Origin of the sequence: Pedobacter sp., from assembly GCF_039594775.1 — a bacterium.
Lineage (GTDB): Bacteria > Bacteroidota > Bacteroidia > Sphingobacteriales > Sphingobacteriaceae > Pedobacter.
On record NZ_JBCNMT010000003.1, the window covers coordinates 414,350 to 432,991 of the forward strand.

Genomic DNA, 18,642 nt, shown 5'->3' on the forward strand with positions numbered 1-18,642 from the left:
ACTATTTAATAAATTTGAAACTTTTGGTTTGACTTCCCATCACAATACGGGCAACGTACAGTCCTGTAGGAATATTGGCTAGGTTATAATTGTAATTGTTAAGCTGCTTTTGATAACGGATTTTTTGGTTCAATACTTTCTTTCCCGAAAGGTCGGTAATGAGCACATTTCCATCTCCTTCAACATTGGCTATAGCGGAAATATGAATGGCATCACCTGTTTTAGAGAATTGGATGTCACTGTTTAAATCAAATTTAAGCAAAGCAACTTTTTCAAATACCCTACTTTCGCCATTTTTATCTACTTGTTTAATTTGGTAATAGTTGTCGCCTACTGCTGGATTAAAATCTGTGTAGGTGTAATCATTTAGTGCCGCAGATGTTGCTGTGCCTGCAACTTTAGCAATGGTTTCAAAACCGTTAGTACTGGCCGTTTTCCTCAATACTTCGAAATAATCGTTGTCTTGCTCTGAGGAAGTTTGCCATTTGAGGAAAGCACTATTGGTCTTTTTGGTAGCTGTAAAATCTACAAAATTGACAGGCAATGTACTTGTAGGAATAAACTTCATATCGAAATTGCCAAATCTGGCAGTAGCCAGGGCTCCACTTGTACTTCTCACTCCTTGCATCAATATACTATTTAATTCTTGGCCTAGAGCTAACTCGCCAGTGCGTGGAAAGTTGATTAACGATGAAGCACCTGTAATTCTTGAACCGTTTACCCAAATATTAAAAGTACCCGATGGTAATGTATAGGTAGTAGCCCCTCTTACATATTCTCGTGCATTAGTATGGTTGTTGACGTACACTTCAATATCGTAATCGCCGCCGTTTTTACTAAACGTAGAAGAATTGATAGTTATGGCTGAACCATCAGTGCCACGGTAAGAGAAAGTAATGGTTGTTGCCGTCATATCCCATCTCAAATAGTTGAAAATACCAGGAAAACTTCCTCCCTGTAAAATGGCCCCATTATTAAAGATATTATTTCCTTCAGTAGCGCCAGCGCTATTGCCAAAAGCATAAGTAATGGCGCCGGTGGTTGCAGTGGTATTGTCAAAAGACATTTTGAAGAATGTACTGGTGACCTCACTCAGCCCTTGAATATTATATAATGATAATTTGTTGGGAGCAGATGTAGAATTACTCGCAGTTAACGTTACAGATGCCGGTGAACTATTAACGGTAAAACCACCTGAGGAGCTTGCCCCAGTATACACCCTAGCGTAACCACTTGTTGGATAAGCTAAAAATCCCGGAGTGGTGCTTGTAGCAACCGACGATTTTGCGGTTCCCGTTGCATTGTAAGTACTGCCACTATTTCCAGTACCGCTGCCAAAGTCATAGTTAAATGGCGGGTTGCCTTCGCCTTGCCATACGCCCTGTGCATCAACTTTAAAAAGTTGCGCTAGTAGTAAAATGACAATAAATGAAAATCTCTTTTTCATAACTGTAACCCTATTTAGCAGCGCTCATTTGAATATTACCTAAACTGAGCGTAAGCGCATTAGGCACCGAACCTTTGCTATGATAGCCTTGAAACAAGAAACTATTTAAAGGTGCTTCTGGTGCCAATTCGCCACTTGCAGGAATACCTGCACCACTTTCGGTAGTGATCAACTTACCGTCAACCCAAATGTTTAAAGTGGCCGGCGCCAAGTCATAAGCTTTACCTAGTTTGGTATATTTCTGCGCTGTTGCGCCATTGTTGATGTACAATTCTACTTGGTGCTCACCAGTTTTGGTGAAACTATTGGCATTGATTAGTTTATATCCATAAGCACCATTGTTTAAGGTACGATAGGAAAAGAAAACAGCTTTATTAGTACTAAATTCCCAACGTAACCCTGCAAATACACCCGTTGCATCTGCTCCAGTAAGAGAGGACGTATTCTTAAAAATATTATTGCCCCTTGCATTACCTACACCAAAAACCACGGCACCATTAGTTGGGTCATTGTCACTTTTAAAGGAAATATTAAAAAACAGGCTGGATACGGGACTGGCTTTGGAAATATCGTATACTGCAAACTTATTCGCACTGGCATTATTTGAGGCTTCCAATACTAATTTAGCAGCTGCATCTTTGCCTTCTATTTTAACGGCGCCACCAGCATTGGCACCTGTAGTTACAGCAGCAAATCCAGAAGATGGATAGGCTAAAAATCCGGGGGTTGCAGTAGACGAAACAGAGGTTTTAGGCGATTCTCCGCTACTAAATTTTTCTTCTGCGCTGCCTGTACCTTTTCCTAAATTGTAGCTCCAAATAGTGCCTTTATTGTCAAAAGCACCTGCTTCGCCCCAAGTTTTATTTTGTGCGTGGGCCATTCCTATAAGCATGGCCAATGCTGTGGTAATGTGTAGTCTTTTCTTCATTGTTGATTAGTTTTTGGTTGGTTGTTTATTTTTGTTGATAAGCGCCTGGCGTGAACTTGCTTAAGTTTAGTGTGGTACCAAAAAAGTCCTTTGCACCTAAATCTGGCAACCAGTAATTGCCTTCCATTTCGCTTTTAGCGATTGCTTTATTCAAAATTGGGCTAGTTGTTTTCAGTTTAAAACCAGTGGTTGCCGCAAAGCCTTTACCATAGCTTAACGGATTTACCAATTGTGGGTCAGTAAAAATTCCTTTGTCATCTTTTACATAAAATTTCTCGTAACCGAAGTACACATTATTATTGAAAACAGCGGTTTGACCACTTGATTTAACTACCAGTTCTCCTTGTCCTTCGTGATAGAAGATATTATTGTAGAATTTGGAAGTAGTTAAAGCTTCATCGGCAATTACTACAGCTTCGTGCGCTTTGTTGAGCACTACGGTATTGTTATGGGCGATGGCGGTTCCTCTCACATGGTTTGCCCAAACCGGAAAATCGAATACGTGTAGACCTTTAATACCGTCGTTTACACTCACGTTGTGCCTAATAATGGCATCTTCGGAAGTACTGGTAATAAGCACAAAACCGCCTTCGTTATCATGGGAATAATTATATTGGATCACAGTACGGTAGGCATCTTCATCGGCATCAAATGCCTGTCCATCTTTACCGCCTCTCGTGTTATACACTTCGTTGTACTGGAAAATGGTTTCATCTGTACTACGGCACCATAAGGCCACTCCATACCTTACTAGTTCTTCGTCGGCGTTGTGTGTTTCCCAAACTTCGTTATGTTCAACTAAAGCTTTGTAAGTATATCTCACAATTACCCCATCACCTGCACAATGATGGATTTTGTTTCTTCTGATGACCAAATTAGTGATAGGTCTTTTGCCTTTAACAGCTTTTTTGCCATCCGTTAAATTGGTGAAGATACCTAAGCGCACTACGTTAGCAATTTCGCAATCTTCAATCAGGAGGTCATCGAACTTACTTTCGGCAGTACCAATAATGCCAATTCCACCTGTATTCTTTCCTTTCATTTCGAAAGAATAATCGCCCATCACATCATGAATATAAAGGTTTTTAAGGTGGATATGCTTTCTCGAAGCACCATTATCTTTCACCAATATGCCCAATCTGCTTCCTATGGTGGTGGCATTGTTGGTAATTTCCAAATGGTTAACTTCCCAATAGTCTACATCTTCCAACTTTAATACTTCCGATACTTTTCCTTCACCTTCTAACAATGCTTTTTTTGTGCCGCTATAAATGGAAACTACAATTGGATTGGCAGCATCGCCAGAACCCTTAGGCGTCAACTGTCCTGCCCAACGGTCACCGGCTTTAAAAAGCAACGAATCGCCGGCCATAAATTGATAGCCATTTACTTTTTGTAGCGATTTCCATGCTTTAGCTGGTGTTTTTCCATTATTGCTATCGTCACCATTTTTAGCATCTACATAAAAAGTACTTCCCTTTCTAGGATTTGCTACTTCCGACACGTTTGCTTTCTTACATGCAAACGCAGAAAACTGTATACCAAGAAATAAGAGCGTAAATGTTTTGACCTTCATTTTATTGGATGTTTACAGTGATTTTAAGTGGTGTATTATAGAAACCACCATTGTTATCTTTAGCTTCTACGATGATTTCATCAGCATTTCCGGTACCTGAATACAAATACTTGATGGAGCCGTTTACTAAATCAGTTTGTGAAAAGCTTGCATTTACTGGCAACGGAATACCGTACTTCACTAAATAACCATTGGCAGGTATTTTATTGATGATGTAGCTGATGTTCTTATCATCGGCCCCGTTCATTTTTAACTGCGTGGTGGTCAGTTTGGCAAAGCCGTCTTTTGCAGATACATTAAGTGGTGCTGCATTGCCAAATGTTAAAATGGTTGCCGGTGGACTAGAAATACTTAAATAGGCTTTATATTTCCCTGAATCGAATTCTCTAGGATAAACTTTCACAAAGTTATCGTTGTTGTGGTTCATCAAAATGTTGAGGAAAGTTTTGTTGCTACCATAAAGTTGACTTACCAAAGAGGTTACATCCATAGTGACCCATCCTGTTTGCCCAGCAGCTAACGACACATTGGCTAAACTCACGCGGTCGTAGGTAGGTGCAGTTGTCCAAGTTACGGTCGTTTCGTCAAAATTGGTATCAGCGCCAGCGTAGGCCGTTAATGAAGACGCTAAGCCAGTGAAATATACATAGAAATTGATTTTAGCTAATCCAATCTTGTTCCCAAAACTAGGCGTAGTCAAAGGGAATTGAAACAACCCCATTCTATCCACAGAAACATCTTTACCGTTCGAATTTTTCATATCAATGCTGGTAGCATTATTGAAGTTTTTATTTCTGTTGGCCGTACCGTTCTGGATAAAAAGATCCTTGGTTACATTAATAATGTCGGTTTGCGCACCCACTGAGCCCGAAGGAGCATCAGGCACAGCATCTCTCAATTTGTAAAAGGTAAACTGATCGGTCACATGTGCAATTCCATTCTTAAATTCCAGGTTCTGGCTTCTAATGGTTGCCGGAGGAGAGGTTAAGTCAGTAGAATTATTAGCGGTCAATACATATTCGTTTGAACTAGTGGCACTTCTGGTATAATAGATAGAGCTTCCGTTAATGGTTTCAAACTTTTTGGTTTCGCCAATGGCCAAATCAAACGAACGCAACTTTCCTTTAAAAATCTGATCAGAAAGAATGTTTCGCAATACGATGCTTGGCACGTCGTTAAGGTTCGTATAACCTAAACTGCTCACCATATTGTTCACTGCCTGGTTGGTTAAAAACAATACGGTATAGTTTTCTGGCTGGTTTAAAAACTCCGCTAGTCCAGCTTTCTTTACCGCTTCAGCATAAAGGTTTAAATTAGTAAGGTCTGAGCTATGATCTATATTAAGAAAATCAGCAAAGGTCATTCCCTTTAAGTTGGTGCCTGCATCTACCGCTTCCGGCTGTTCGTTTTTAAGGAACTCAAACTTGCCACAACTTAAACTAGTGCAAGCTAAAGCAATAGCTAAAGATTTAATGATGATTAATTTTTTATTCATAACAAGTTGATTATTTATTGATAGTATGAATTTTGTTTCAACAATGGGTTTAATCTGATTTCGTTCAAGAAAATTGGCCATACATAGTTGTCTACGTTATTTAAACCATTAATAGGCTGCATTACGCTGATGGCCTTACCGGTTCTCACTAAGTCGAACCAGCGCTTACCTTCAAAACAAAGTTCTTTTGAACGTTCGTTTAAAATGATATCCTCTACTTGGCTTTTGTTCAAGTTGTTATAATCGCTAGGTTGCAAAGCGGTTTCTCCTGCCCTCACCTTCATTTGGTTGACAATGGCAATAGCATCTGCAGGTCTGTTTAGCTGGTTTAAAGCCTCTGCACGTAGCAATAGGATGTCAGAAAGACGGTACATGATGATGTTCTTATCATCCATAGTGCTTCTCACAAAGTTGGTTTTATCAAAAAACTTGGTGATATCCCTACGTTCGTTATAGCTGATGGTAGCTCTTTTATCGCTAGGTGAAAACTTAGTCATTAAAGGCACGCTGACCTGAAATGCTGGTTGGAAACCTATATCGCCATATACCTGGATGTAGAAAGACCTGGCGCCACGTTCTGCAAAATTGAAATCAATTTCAAAAATACTTTCTGTAGAAAAACCATGGGTGAACTGTCGGGCATAGGTTGTATTTTCCAATGCCGTAGCATCTGTTAACGATGTCAACGAGTAATTGGAAGTATTGCTAATGATCCGTTGAGACGCAGTTAATGCTTTCTCGTATTGATGACGCCACATGTATAAATCTGTATAAATTGCATTCACGGCACCAGCGGTCAACAGAGCTTTTGTAGTTTGCGACGGCGAATAACTGGTAGGCAATAAAGCTGCCGCGCTATCCAAATCCAATTCTATACGGTTATAAACTTTAGCAGTATCTGATCTTTCTACGTAGTAATTTTCGGTCGCATCTTTTAATGGCTGGGTCACAACAGGCAGTTCACCCCAAATTCTGGTCATGTTAAAATAACAAAGTGCCCTTAGTGCGTAGGCTTGGCCTAAAGCTTGGTTATAGTCGGTTGTTTTATTTGCGTAAAGGCCTTTTTGACTCATTAACCTCACATTTTTAATAATAAGGTTGGTTTGGTTCACCACCGCATACAACTGGCTCCAGTTGGTGATCCTTAAACTCGGGTTTACATTATTGGTAAGTAAGTTTAACGACTCGGTATTTAATGAGGTTAAGTTTTGAGCTACATTATCTGCCCTAGCTTCGCCATAAAAAACTCCTTCTGGCCCCATGGCAGCCTGCAATAAGGTGTAAGCACCATTTAATGCGGCAGTGGCCTGTGATGTTTCTTTCCAAAAATTTGCGTCTGCATATTCTGTAATGGGATTAAGCTCCAAAGCCTTTTTACAAGCGCTAAGTCCCAAAATCAGCAATAGCATATATGTAAATAGTGTTTTTTGATTCTTCATAGCACTATAAATTAATGTTTAGAGAAAAGTTATAAGATCTTGTTCTTGGGAATGCGCCGCGATCTACTCCACCAGCAAGTGAGTTGGTAGACGAGCTCACCTCAGGATCATAACCAGAGTATGAACCCAATGTAAACAGGTTGGAAATGCTAAAACCGACACTTGCACCCGACACTCTCACTTTTGATAATAAGTTTTTAGGCAATTTGTAGCTCAAAGCAATATTTTGCAATCTGATAAACGAAGCATCTTCTACAAAATGATCTGAAACGGCATAATTTAACATTGGATCGGTTTTTACCAATCGAGGAATATCGGTCACATCTCCTTGCGTTCTCCATCTTCTCAACTGGTCTGTTGAAAAATTCTGATCTATTGGCGAAGAATCAAGACTTCTTTTTAGTTCGTTAAAAACATCTGCACCAAAGCTGTAAGTAAATAAGAAGCTAAGACTGAAATTCTTATAGCTGAATTCGTTGAACAAACCACCTGTAAAATCAGGATTAGGATCGCCAATGATCTGTAAGTCGTCGTCGTTGATAATGCCATCGCCATTAAGGTCTTGCCAAATCATATCGCCACCTTTATACACCTTGCCATTTGCAGATCCTTGTCGGTAAGGAATCACAACGCCTGTATTTTCATCTCTTTTGTAAACATTATCCTCGTCCCTCGCATACACACCTAATTTTTTCAATCCGTAGAAAACGCCCACTGGTTGGCCTACCCTAGCCATATTAAATAAATTTGGTCGATAATCTTGTCCATCTGGCAATGAAAGGATTTTGTTGCGATTGTATGCGAAAGTAAAAGTAGAAGACCATTTAAATGGTGCTACAATGTTCACACTGGTCAACGTAGCTTCGAATCCTTTGTTCTGTAACGAACCAAAATTACCTGGTACGGTAGTTACGCCCGTAGTTCCTGGAACAGTTACATCAAACAATAGGTCTTTCGTTTTTTTCAAATAAACATCGCCCACAAAATTCAATCTGTTTTTAAAGAAAGAGAGTTCCAAACCTAAATTGCTATGTTGTGTTGATTCCCATTTTAAAGATGGATTTGGAATACCTGATAAAATCACTGCATTTTGACCTAAGTAAGAACCATTATTGATATAGCCACCTTGCCCTGCGTAGTTACCAATAGATTGATTTCCGGTAACCCCAAAACTGGCACGTAACTTACCTTCGTCCAAGAACTGGAATTTCTTGAAATAAGGCTCTTCACTAAATCTCCAACCTGCCGAGACTGCTGGAAAGTAACCAAACCTGTTATCAGAACCAAAACGCGATGAACCATCTCTTCTAATTAACGCAGAAAACAAGTATTTGCCTTTATAATCGTAATTGGCTCTTGCAAAGAAAGAAAGTAGCGCATTTTGCGAGATATTCTGCACATAGGTAGATAATACCGAAGCTGCACCCACGTTGGTCAATTGTGCATCGGGTAATCCTCTACCTACTAAGTCAAGGTTATCTCTGTTAAACTTCTGATAGGATTGTCCTAATAAGAAGTTAAAAGTATGGTCGTTTTTTAAGGTTAATTTATAGGTTAAGGTATTCTCATTAATGAAGGAAGATGCCTTAGTAGTCTGTAAATAAGAACTACTTAGTTGACCTTGTGGAAGCAAACTTGTTGGAGTGAAATTAGATAGATCGCTATTTTCATAATCAAAACCCAGATTGGTGCTAAATCTTAGATTTTTAGCTATCCAAACCTTAAACTCTTGGTTACCGAACATTCTGAAACGCTTGATCCTGTTGGCTGCCAATTGCGCAATAGCCAAAGGGTTTGGTTTACTGCCTTCAAATAGTGGAATCAATTGTCCAGAAATTGGATCGTAAGGGTTGTAAACAGGCATGGTACTCAGTGCCTGAAACACCACACTTTGTCCACTTAAACCAGTTAAAATTCTGGTATAATCTGTATTGGATAGGTTAAAAGATGAGCTTCCCGAAATGGTTTTGTTAAAGGTATAGTAAACCTTTGCAGTTGCTGTAGCTTGCTCGTAATCAGTTTCTTTAACAATTGGATTGAGGTTCTTGTAACCAGCACTTAAATAATAATTGATGGAGTTATCTGACGAACCACCGCTTACACTTACATCATACTTTTGTTGAAGTGCTTGTCTGTACATGATTTCATGCCAATCTATCGACTTAGAATAATAAGGGTGCAACGAGTCGATTACCGACGGCTTGGTGGTCATTTGACCCGTACTGTTATAAATGGCATCGATATAAGCACTACGCCATTGGGGAGCATTTAATACCCCTACCGTTCTGGTTAATTCTGCTAAACTGGTATTGGCCGAAAATCTCAAAGTAGGTTTCCTGGAGTTCTTACCAGACTTTGTAGTAATTAAAATTACCCCGTTTGAGGCCCTGGAACCGTAAATAGAAGCCGTACCATCTTTTAGGAAATCGATGGATTCGATGTCGGCCGGATTAATATCCGCCAAAGGACTGAAGGTAGAACCATCGTCATTTAAGCCGCCGGCGTAAGTTTCGGTGTTGATCGGCACACCGTCAACAATATATAAAGGTTGACTGCTACCGTTTACCGATGAAGCACCTCTAATTCTAACTGTAGCACCTGCGCCTGGTTCTCCGGAATTTGAAGTGATCTGCAAACCTGCAATTTTACCCTGCAAACTGGTGTTGATATCTCCTAAGGGATGGGTTTCTAACTGATCGGCAGATACAGAGCCTACCGCACCAGTTACCTCTTTCTTTTTCTGGGTACCGTAACCTACGGTAATATTTACCTCGTTAAGGCTCACTGTTTCGGGCTGTAAGGCTATTTGTAAGTTATCACGGCCTTTTACCGCTACTGATTGGGCCTTGAAACCAATTGACTTGACTAAAAGTATTGGATTATTGCCACTTACAGGTATTTTAAATTTACCTTCCTTGTCGGTAATCACCGTTTTACCAGTACTCACAGATGAGATGGTGATTCCTGGTAAGGCATCGCCAGTGGTTTCGTGCTTTACAGTACCAGAGATGGTCTTGGTACCGTTTACCTGAGCAAACGCAACATTTTGCATTGCGAAAATCAGGAACACGGCAAAGAGCAACTGTTGATAGAATTTTATTCGCATATTCTTTTTAAATAGTTTTATAATAGACATTAGGTTGTTAGGGTTAAAGGTAAACTAAACGGACTAGGGCACATTGTAGTTATAGACTGAAAACGTCGAAAAAGCTTCAACAGCCAAAGAAATTTTTTCGTTAACGTACACGAAAAATGAAAATAAAATATTTGAACGGTTTTTAACATCATCAATTCATTAAAAAAGCTTTGAAGATGGCATGCCCCGGCATCTACTGGTATCTTCTTACAGAAATCTAGACTTTTATCTTTCATCAGTTCAGCTTCGCATTGCAGATCAATCATAGAAAAGCACTCATCATTACCCCTATCGGGAACGATTATTACAAATCCAAGAATATCATCAATCGGCGGTTAATATTCATCTTTAAATTATACAATTAGGCACTGCCTGTTGTACATACAAAATTGGGAGTACAGTTATATCTGGTTAACGGTAACGTACACGAAAATAGTAATTATTATTCTACTTCCAAATTTTTGCTAATTTTTTTGATTCAAATAAGGTAGGAAAATGGTGAATATTAGTTGCTGTAGTATTGAAAATTCTCTCTGGTAATGATATCTATTGGCATAAATTGCTCTTTTTCGATATTGGCATTTAGCACTAGGTGATCATACAAGCTCATTACCCCTTTGTAGCCTTGTTCCTGTGGTTTTTGACAAATTAAAAAGTCGATGGTTTTGTTTTTGAGATAGTGAATGTTGTCTTCAAGGAAATCGTAACCAATCAATTTAATGCCCTCTATCTTATTTTCATCGAAATATCTGGCTACGGTGGCCACCCTTGAATTGGTTACAAAAACAACGTCGTAACGATCTTTCTTTAACTGATCTGCAAGCTTCTGTTTGATATGTGGATAATCGGTTTGCTGGATATCTATTTTTGTAAGCTCATTGCTATGGCCATTTTGCTCAAAGTAATTCCTAAAACCTTCCTCTTTTCGTAACAAGTGGTGATGTAAATCTATTTCTTTAGAAATATTTACAATCAATGTTTTTTTAGTACTAGGTGAAAGGTAATTCACAATATGTGCCGACAAATAACCGCTCTGATATAGATTCGGTCCAATGTAACACAAGTTGTTAAACCCAGGAATATCAGAGTTGATGAACACCAAAGGGATTTTTTGATGATTACATTGCTCAATAAAAGCAGTACTTTCTTCCTCGAACATTGGCGCCATTAATACGCCGTCAAATTCTCCACTAGCTATTTTAGAAGCACTGGTTTTAAAACTTTCCTTATTGTTTTGGTCGAAAAAAAAAGTGATCACTTCAATTCCAAAATCCTTAATTTCATTGGCGGCTTGTTTAATCCCCTGCAAAGGCGCTTCCCAATAAGTAGTTTCTTCCGATACTTGAGGAATTAGGGTGGCAAATCTCAGTTTTTTCTTAGAGGCAAGTCGTCTAGCAAAGATATTGGGCTGGTAATTCAGTTCTTCAATGATCTTCAGGATTTTGGCTTTGGTTTTTTCGGAAACACCTACCCTATTGTTCAATACTCTATCTACGGTTCCAATAGAAACATTGGCCAATCGGGCAATTTCTTTAACGCCTACAGTTCCTGAATTCTTCTTTTCCATTGTAACAAAACTAATAAAAGTTTATTTGAAGTATCTAGAATCTATCAAATTTCAGGAAAGTACTTAAATGTAAAGAGGAAGGGCTTACGAAGTTTTGAGCGCCTCGTAAGCCTTATTCACCATACTCTAATGATAGATGGGCTTTAAAATCCTCTTACTATTATTTAACCACTATTGATTGCCCAACGTAAGGTAACGCTGATACAATTTCTCATAAACTGACGCCTTCTCTGCCTGTGGCAAATACTCGGCATCGTAACCGGAGCTCATGGCTTGTTGTGCTTCGGCAATATTTTGGTGTACGCCACCTATTACGGCTGCAAACATGGCCGAACCTAAGGCACAAGCCTGCTCACTGGTTGCTACTTTAATGGGTACATTTAAGATGTTGGCGAGGGTTTGCATTACATAAGCTGATTTCTTAGAGATACCTCCCAAAGCAATGACTTGGTTAATGGCAACGCCCTGTGCTATGAAACGGTCCATAATGGCCTTAGAACCAAAAGCTGTGGCTTCAACCAATGCTTTAAAGATGTGTGGTGCACTGGTTCCAAGCGTAATGCCAGCAATTACTCCTTTTTTGGTCAAGTCAACATCGGGCGTTCTACGACCGTTGATCCAATCCAGTGCAATCAAGTCATTTTCTGTGACTGGAATTTGTGCTGCCTTTTCGGCTAGTTTAGGCAAAATAGCATCGCTTGCAGCCTTTAGTTGGTCTTTGCTAAGGGTATCAGCTAAAATTTCCTTCATTGGAAATTCTAATATTTGCCTAAACCAGCTATATACATCGCCAAAAGCAGATTGCCCGGCTTCCATTCCCAACATATCAGGGAGGATAGAACCATCTACCTGTCCGCAAATTCCGTTCACTAATCCGGTAAACTCCTGGTTAGGAACCACTACCATATCGCAGGTAGAAGTACCCATTACCTTAACCAAACTATAAGCTTCAATTCCTGTTCCTACAGCACCTAAATGTGCATCGATAGCGCCTACACCTACCTTTACACTTTGGGGCAAACCTAATTTGAGTGCCCATTCAGCAGATAAATGACCTATCACTTCGTCGGTAGTATAGGTATCACTATACAGCCTATCTCTAAGTGCAGCCAGATCCGGATGTAAGGTTCCTAAAAACTCTTTACTGGGCAAACCGTTAAATTCTTTATGCCACATGGCTTTATGTCCGGCGGCACAACGGCTACGTTTTACGGTGAGCACATTGTTATTGCCAGTTAAAAAAGCAGGCATCCAATCGCAATGCTCCATCCACGAAAAGGCTTTTTGAGCCACTTTGCCACCTTTTTTGGTGATATGTAATATTTTAGACCAAAACCATTCGGAAGAATACAGTCCACCGGAATATTTAGTATAATCAATGTTCCACTTTTTAGCTAGCTCATTAATATCATCCGCTTCTTTTAGAGCCGTATGGTCTTTCCAAAGCACAAACATGGCATCTGGGTCTTCTTCAAAACCGGGCAATAAGGCTAAAGGCGTACCCCTTTCATCTACTGCCCCGGGTGTTGAACCCGTGGTGTCAATGGTAATGGCCACAACATTGGCGGCTATCAAGGGCCCTACTTGTACTACAACATCCTTAATACTTTCTTCCATCCCTTCAATATAATCAAGGGGATGCTGCCTAAATTGCGATTGTTCCGGATTGCAATACTTGCCTTCTGCCCATCTTTTGTATAGGCTTACGGAACAAGCTATCTCGGCGCCATTTTCGGCATCAACCAATAAAGCTCGCACCGAGTCCGTTCCGTAATCTAAGCCAATGACATATTTTTTGTCCATCCTTAATTAAATTTGGTGCCGTTTACGTCTACCTTTCCACAGAAATGCGTTTTAATACCCAGTTCTTCTAAAGCCGCAGCTTTAATTCTGCATGCTTTGTGTGCCGCAGCCTCATTTGTAGCATAAACCACTTGGATATGGTTGGCTTTGTGACGGGCCATCATTTGGTCGCGGGTTACTCCATCCAAAGTGGCATGCATCATTGGCCACTGGTAGTTGGTTTCATTCCATCTTCTTTCTGTCTCTTGTTTTGGTAATTCAACCGCTTTTCCAACGCCTAAATCACAATGTAATTCGTTATTGATGACATAAATACGACTCCAAACCAAATTACCTGGTTTGGCCACTCCTCTTAATGAACCACCACCAAATTTAAAGAACATAGCGGGCTGACGGATACTGTCTGATCCTGCATAACCTCCAATATGGTGTGCTGGTGGCGCAGCACCCGAAATTTCAAATACCCAAACAAATTCATCCACCTTGTCGCTTTTAAAATCTTCACCCCAGCGTAGGTCATGCAGGGTATTTTCTCCTGGCATACCTAGTTTTTGCCATAATCTATAGGTTAGCAAACCATCTATTCCGGCACATTCGTCAACCTCATTAAAATGTGGTAACGCTTCGCCGGCGTATAATTCTTTTCCATTTTCATCAAAAACCGGCGGACGGTCTTGGTTGTTCAATAAGCCTTCTACCAAATCGCTAGCAGGAACCAGGTCCTTTAAACCTTGTTGGTATTGGATACCGATGGTGTCGCAACCAAATTCATCTGCCAAACGTAAGGCGGCAATGTACATTTTGCATTGAGTAAGGGTTTGGGCTTTGGTCAATTCAGTAGCATCATCAGTTCCCCAGTCAAATTTCATCCCCTTATTTAGTAACCAGCTCAATACATTTTCTGCATCGCTATCACTTACTGTAAGCATTTTCGCGTAAAGGGTCGATTGGCTTAATCGTTCTTTGAAAATTCCAGTAGCATGCAAAAGATCATCAGGTACAATGGCATTGAACATACCCATACAGCCTTCATCAAAAACGCCCATAATGGCTTTGTCTTCTTTTAATTTTGCAGCAAAGTCACGTCCAAGCTTTTCGTCTTCGGCAGGAATTTTAACTGAAGCAAATGATTTCACATGTGTTTCTGGATGTTGAATCTCGCCATTTGTCAGCCAGCTTTTAATTCCATTTAGAAAAAACTCATCATCAAAATTAACGCTCCATAAACTGCTATACTTTACATTCGCCTTGGTTAAAGAACCGTTTAAATTAAGCAGACCTACCAAACCTGGCCATTGTCCACTAAAGTTGGCCAAAGTTAAAATTGGCCCTCGATGCGTGGTTAACCCTGCTAATACGTGATGACTATACTGCCAAACACTTTCGGCTACAATTAGCGGTGCATCCTTATCAATGTTTTTGAATACCTCAATGCCCATACGTTGCGAATCGATAAAACCATGTTTTTTTTCAGGATCGTAGGCATGTGCCCTTTTAATGCTATAACCAAATTTCTCAAGAACGGCGGCTAGCGCCTTTTCCATTTGGTCTTGTGTTGCCCAGCAATTTTGATTAGCTGCAATTCTTAAATCGCCACTGGCTACTAAAAATATCTCTTTATTCATTTGCTAATAATGTTTTGGTTGCTATTTAAAAAGGCCAGATAGTGTGATTGTGGCTTTGGTTTATTTAATGCCGACAATGGGATACCCCTTTCAACTCTATATTTGGCCGTAACAATGTTACTTTACAAAGATGCCCTTTGGGGCAAAGTATTTCTTGCGGATTATTAGCTATTTATTGTAGGATATTATCATAATAACTATTCAATTTGGCAATATTCGAAATTATTTAGCTATAATTAAGGAATAATTACAACCAGATATAAGCGAGTACCATGAAACCACACTTTCATAAAGTGCCTGTTAGCCTTCAAAATTCTTTTAGCATTAGGCACGATATTCAGGAAAATTTTGGCAAGATATGGCATTACCATCCAGAGCTGGAACTACATTATGTGATCAGAGGTGAAGGAGTAAGATTTATCGGCAATAACATCAGCAACTTTTCCTCAGGAGAGATTATTCTTTTGGGCGATAATTTGCCACATACCTGGCGTTGTAGTGATGAATATTTCCAAAGTAATCCCAGTCACGAGGTAGAGGCCATTGTTATTCATTTTCTGCCCGATTGCCTTGGAAAGGATATTCTGAACCTACCAGAAGCCTATCTGATTCCTAAGCTTTTTGAAAAAGCTAAAAAGGGTATGCTACTGAAAGGCGAGCATAGAGATAAACTAGCACAATTGATGTTGCAAGCAAAGGATGCGCAAAATTTAGACAGATTGATTGTACTCTTATCTATTTTGAAAACCCTAGCCGAGGCTGATGACTATACTGTGCTTAATCCAGGCAATGTACAATACCAATCTGACGAATCGGATGTGATCAGGTTGAATAAGGTTTATAATTATACACTCACCAACTTTAAAAAAGAAATTAGCTTGCAGGAGGTGGCTTCGATCAGTAATTTAAGCGTCACTTCTTTTTGCCGCTATTTTAAGCAGATGACTAAAAAGACCTATTATGATTTTTTAATTGAAATTAGGGTAAGTCACGCCTGCAGGTTGCTTATTGAAGATAAGCATCCCACCAATATGATCTGCTACCAATGTGGATTCAACAACGTGTCCAATTTTTATCGGCATTTTAAGAAGGTTGCGGGTATAACACCGTTGGAATACAAGAGAAAGTATTTGGCCGAATAAGTTATATATATAGTCAGCTAATCAATCGGCGAATTTTTCTTACAAATTCATTGATATCAAATGGCTTTGCAATGAAATCGTCGGCTCTATAGTAACCATTCATATCAGACATGGCTTTATTGGCCGACATCATCAATACAGGCACATGTTTTAGCTCGCCTCTGGTTTTCACATCATGGCATAAATCAATCCCATTTCCATCGGGCAGCATAATGTCCATCACCATTACATCTGCATCGGCATTTGGCAATTGTTGTTTAAATGAGGTTGCGTTGGGAAATAAGGATACGTCATATCCCTCATCATTAAGCAAGAAAGAAATCACATCTCCAATATCAGGGTCATCTTCAATTACCCAAACTTTCTTTTTCATTAAGTTTCATTTTGTGTTGTGTAAGCAACAAAAGTAACAGCCAATTGTTCATTCAAAAGCAGTATTTTTCAAATCAAAAATGTACTTTTTGTTATTAACCAGGTGTTTAATTTCCAAAACAGGTATTGTTTCCGATAAGCCTTCGAGTAATTGAGATAATCAGCTACAATCTCAAACCTTTACCCGAAGCAATTTGTTGTAGAATTACTGTAGATTTAATTGCTTTATTTGAGGCGAAAAATTCTCAATCACTTGCAATAATCCCCTTAAAGCCTGTGGATAAAAAAAAGCGTTTGATTAGCCCTAAAGGCAGTAATTTAGTAACCCTATGAGCAACCTCACTCACAACTTATTCGAATATCTGTACGTTCTTGAAAGCGATGACCTGTATTTGGCCGAAATTAAAAGGAACGATCTAGGCGAGTATGCGGCCATTGGCGAAAAGTTTCAATGGCTAAGGGTAGAAAAGAATAGTTGGGAAATTTCAAAACTTACTTTCCGTTCTATGGACTCATCTGAAGAAATAGAAGAAAGGTATTTTGAAGAAGGTTTCTTAAAATTCAATCTAGAAAACGGCACTTATATCGAAAAATACAATTCGGCTCAACACACACTCCTTAATATTAGCGGACAAGAAGTACCCGTTGAACTAGACGAGCATATCAAAACGCTACTTTTGGGAAATGTACTTAGCGCTTAACTTTTAGCTGATCAATTTTATGTTTTGTGGATAGCGTTGTGCAAAGGTCATTACCAACTGCATCATATAATGATTTCCTTTAACACGGGTTAAACAATCTTTAATCCCAGCCATATCAAACAACTGTTCTCCTGGTGATAAATAGCCCATACCATAAAATTCACCATTTTCTATCCAAATACAACTTCGCTCATTAGGCTCCCTACCGGTATCCAACAACATAAAACTAGGCTGCTGCTCGCCAATGCTATCTAACAATTTCTCTATGGCAGCATTATGGGTTTCTAAATCAGGTAGGGCTTGCTGGCTTTTAAAAATACTTCCTTTACCATATCTGCAAAAACGTTGGTCAATATCGAAAGCCTTGCTTTGCGAGGCTAAAAAATTAAGCCCATCTACTTCTCTATCAAAAACCTTAGCACATTTTAGTTGTTTGGGTAATCGACCAACTGCTAAATGACTATAACCACTCACGGATATATAATGGTACAAACCAAATTTAGGTTCGGCGCTCTTCAATGCGCTATTATATATTGGCCATAAACGCTGTATTTCTGAACATTCTAACAATAAAGCCATGAGTTCGGAACCACAGCGCTCAAAAGAAATCCCATGAATTTCCTTTAAGAAATGTTGTCGCCTTGCACTTTCATTATGACCTACAAAATGTGAAGCCACTCTTTTTTTAAGGTTAACGGCTTTTCCAACGTAAATGACCTTACCTTCTTGATTGTGGAAATAATAAACGCCAGGTTGCTGAGGTAGTGCCTGAAAATCGCCTAAAGGCACATGCGCTGGCAAACGCTGCTCTGGTGATGCACGTCGCAACATCCCCTTTATCAATTGCTGTTCATCTTTAGCCAATAGCAGTGAAAATAACTGGGCAGTTGCTTCGGCATCACCAAGAGCTCTATGACGGTCGGTAATGGCAATACCTATATTAGCACATAGCTTACCCAAGCTATAGGAACTAAAGCCGGGCAACAATTTTCGGGAAAGCCTAACGGTACAAAGCTTGGGTACGTCCCACACAAATCCATAATTTGCCAATTGTGTTTTTATGAATGAATAATCGAAATTTACATTATGTGCAATAAATACCTTCGCATTAAGCCATTCAAATATTTGAGGAGCTAGTTCTTCAAAAGTAGGCGCCTGTTCCACCATCTCGTTACTAATTCCCGTTAATGCCGTAATGTGTAAGGGAATATCCATTTCTGGATTAACCAAACTGCTCCAACGGTCGGTTACCTTTGTACCATCATGACATATAATGGCAATTTCAGTAATTCTACTGTTGGATACGCTTCCACCCGTAGTTTCAATATCTACAATGGTATAAGTAGGTTGATTTAACGATGCAGCACTTTTAGTTCCTTTTGGCATACTGCAAATTTTACTAATTTTATTA

The 18,642-nt window shown here is 39.5% G+C and carries 13 protein-coding genes; 2 read left to right on the forward strand and 11 right to left on the reverse strand.

The window, feature by feature from the left end:
- Nucleotide 1: 1 nt before the first annotated feature.
- The 9 genes from ABDV71_RS11290 to ABDV71_RS11330 all read right to left on the reverse strand — a co-directional run bounded on the left by ABDV71_RS11290 (nt 2) and on the right by ABDV71_RS11330 (nt 15,016).
- The gene (locus ABDV71_RS11290) at nt 2–1,447 is read right to left on the reverse strand and encodes a T9SS type A sorting domain-containing protein (RefSeq protein ID WP_343532579.1); all 1,446 of its coding nucleotides are present in this window, start codon (nt 1,445–1,447) and stop codon (nt 2–4) included.
- A gap of 10 nt (nt 1,448–1,457) precedes the next feature.
- Nucleotides 1,458–2,375, reverse strand: coding sequence for a hypothetical protein (locus tag ABDV71_RS11295; RefSeq protein WP_343532581.1), 918 nt, complete (start codon nt 2,373–2,375; stop codon nt 1,458–1,460).
- A 25-nt stretch (nt 2,376–2,400) separates the two neighbouring features.
- Nucleotides 2,401–3,951: a right-handed parallel beta-helix repeat-containing protein gene (locus tag ABDV71_RS11300; RefSeq protein WP_343532583.1), complete on the reverse strand. Its 1,551-nt coding sequence runs from the start codon at nt 3,949–3,951 to the stop codon at nt 2,401–2,403.
- Nucleotide 3,952: 1 nt separating this feature from the next.
- Nucleotides 3,953–5,446 carry a DNRLRE domain-containing protein gene (locus ABDV71_RS11305; RefSeq protein WP_343532585.1) on the reverse strand — a complete coding sequence of 498 codons (1,494 nt, stop codon included), beginning with the start codon at nt 5,444–5,446 and terminating at the stop codon, nt 3,953–3,955.
- Between the two features lie 14 nt (nt 5,447–5,460).
- Nucleotides 5,461–6,885: a RagB/SusD family nutrient uptake outer membrane protein gene (locus ABDV71_RS11310; RefSeq protein WP_343532587.1), complete on the reverse strand. Its 1,425-nt coding sequence runs from the start codon at nt 6,883–6,885 to the stop codon at nt 5,461–5,463.
- 4 nt (nt 6,886–6,889) lie between these two features.
- Nucleotides 6,890–10,021: a TonB-dependent receptor gene (locus ABDV71_RS11315; protein ID WP_343532588.1), complete on the reverse strand. Its 3,132-nt coding sequence runs from the start codon at nt 10,019–10,021 to the stop codon at nt 6,890–6,892.
- Between the two features lie 505 nt (nt 10,022–10,526).
- Nucleotides 10,527–11,588, reverse strand: coding sequence for a LacI family DNA-binding transcriptional regulator (locus tag ABDV71_RS11320; protein WP_343532589.1), 1,062 nt, complete (start codon nt 11,586–11,588; stop codon nt 10,527–10,529).
- A 171-nt stretch (nt 11,589–11,759) separates the two neighbouring features.
- Complete coding sequence (locus ABDV71_RS11325) at nt 11,760–13,391, reverse strand: ribulokinase (protein WP_343532590.1); 1,632 nt, start codon at nt 13,389–13,391, stop codon at nt 11,760–11,762.
- Between the two features lie 2 nt (nt 13,392–13,393).
- Nucleotides 13,394–15,016 (reverse strand): fucose isomerase, encoded by a 1,623-nt coding sequence (locus ABDV71_RS11330; protein ID WP_343532591.1) that lies wholly within the window; start codon nt 15,014–15,016, stop codon nt 13,394–13,396.
- 272 nt (nt 15,017–15,288) lie between these two features.
- Between ABDV71_RS11330 and ABDV71_RS11335 the strand changes: the two genes are divergently transcribed.
- Entirely contained in the window at nt 15,289–16,158 is an 870-nt protein-coding gene (locus ABDV71_RS11335) for an AraC family transcriptional regulator (RefSeq protein WP_343532592.1), read from the forward strand.
- 13 nt (nt 16,159–16,171) lie between these two features.
- Here ABDV71_RS11335 and ABDV71_RS11340 read toward each other — a convergent pair whose 3' ends face one another.
- Entirely contained in the window at nt 16,172–16,531 is a 360-nt protein-coding gene (locus tag ABDV71_RS11340; protein WP_343532593.1) for a response regulator transcription factor, read from the reverse strand.
- A 328-nt stretch (nt 16,532–16,859) separates the two neighbouring features.
- Here ABDV71_RS11340 and ABDV71_RS11345 point away from each other — a divergent pair, with 328 nt between their 5' ends.
- Nucleotides 16,860–17,231 carry a hypothetical protein gene (locus tag ABDV71_RS11345; RefSeq protein WP_343532594.1) on the forward strand — a complete coding sequence of 124 codons (372 nt, stop codon included), beginning with the start codon at nt 16,860–16,862 and terminating at the stop codon, nt 17,229–17,231.
- Nucleotides 17,232–17,234: 3 nt separating this feature from the next.
- Here ABDV71_RS11345 and ABDV71_RS11350 read toward each other — a convergent pair whose 3' ends face one another.
- On the reverse strand, nt 17,235–18,617 hold the full coding sequence (locus ABDV71_RS11350; RefSeq protein WP_343532595.1) for an exonuclease domain-containing protein: 1,383 nt from the start codon (nt 18,615–18,617) through the stop codon (nt 17,235–17,237).
- Between the last annotated feature and the right edge of the window lie 25 nt (nt 18,618–18,642).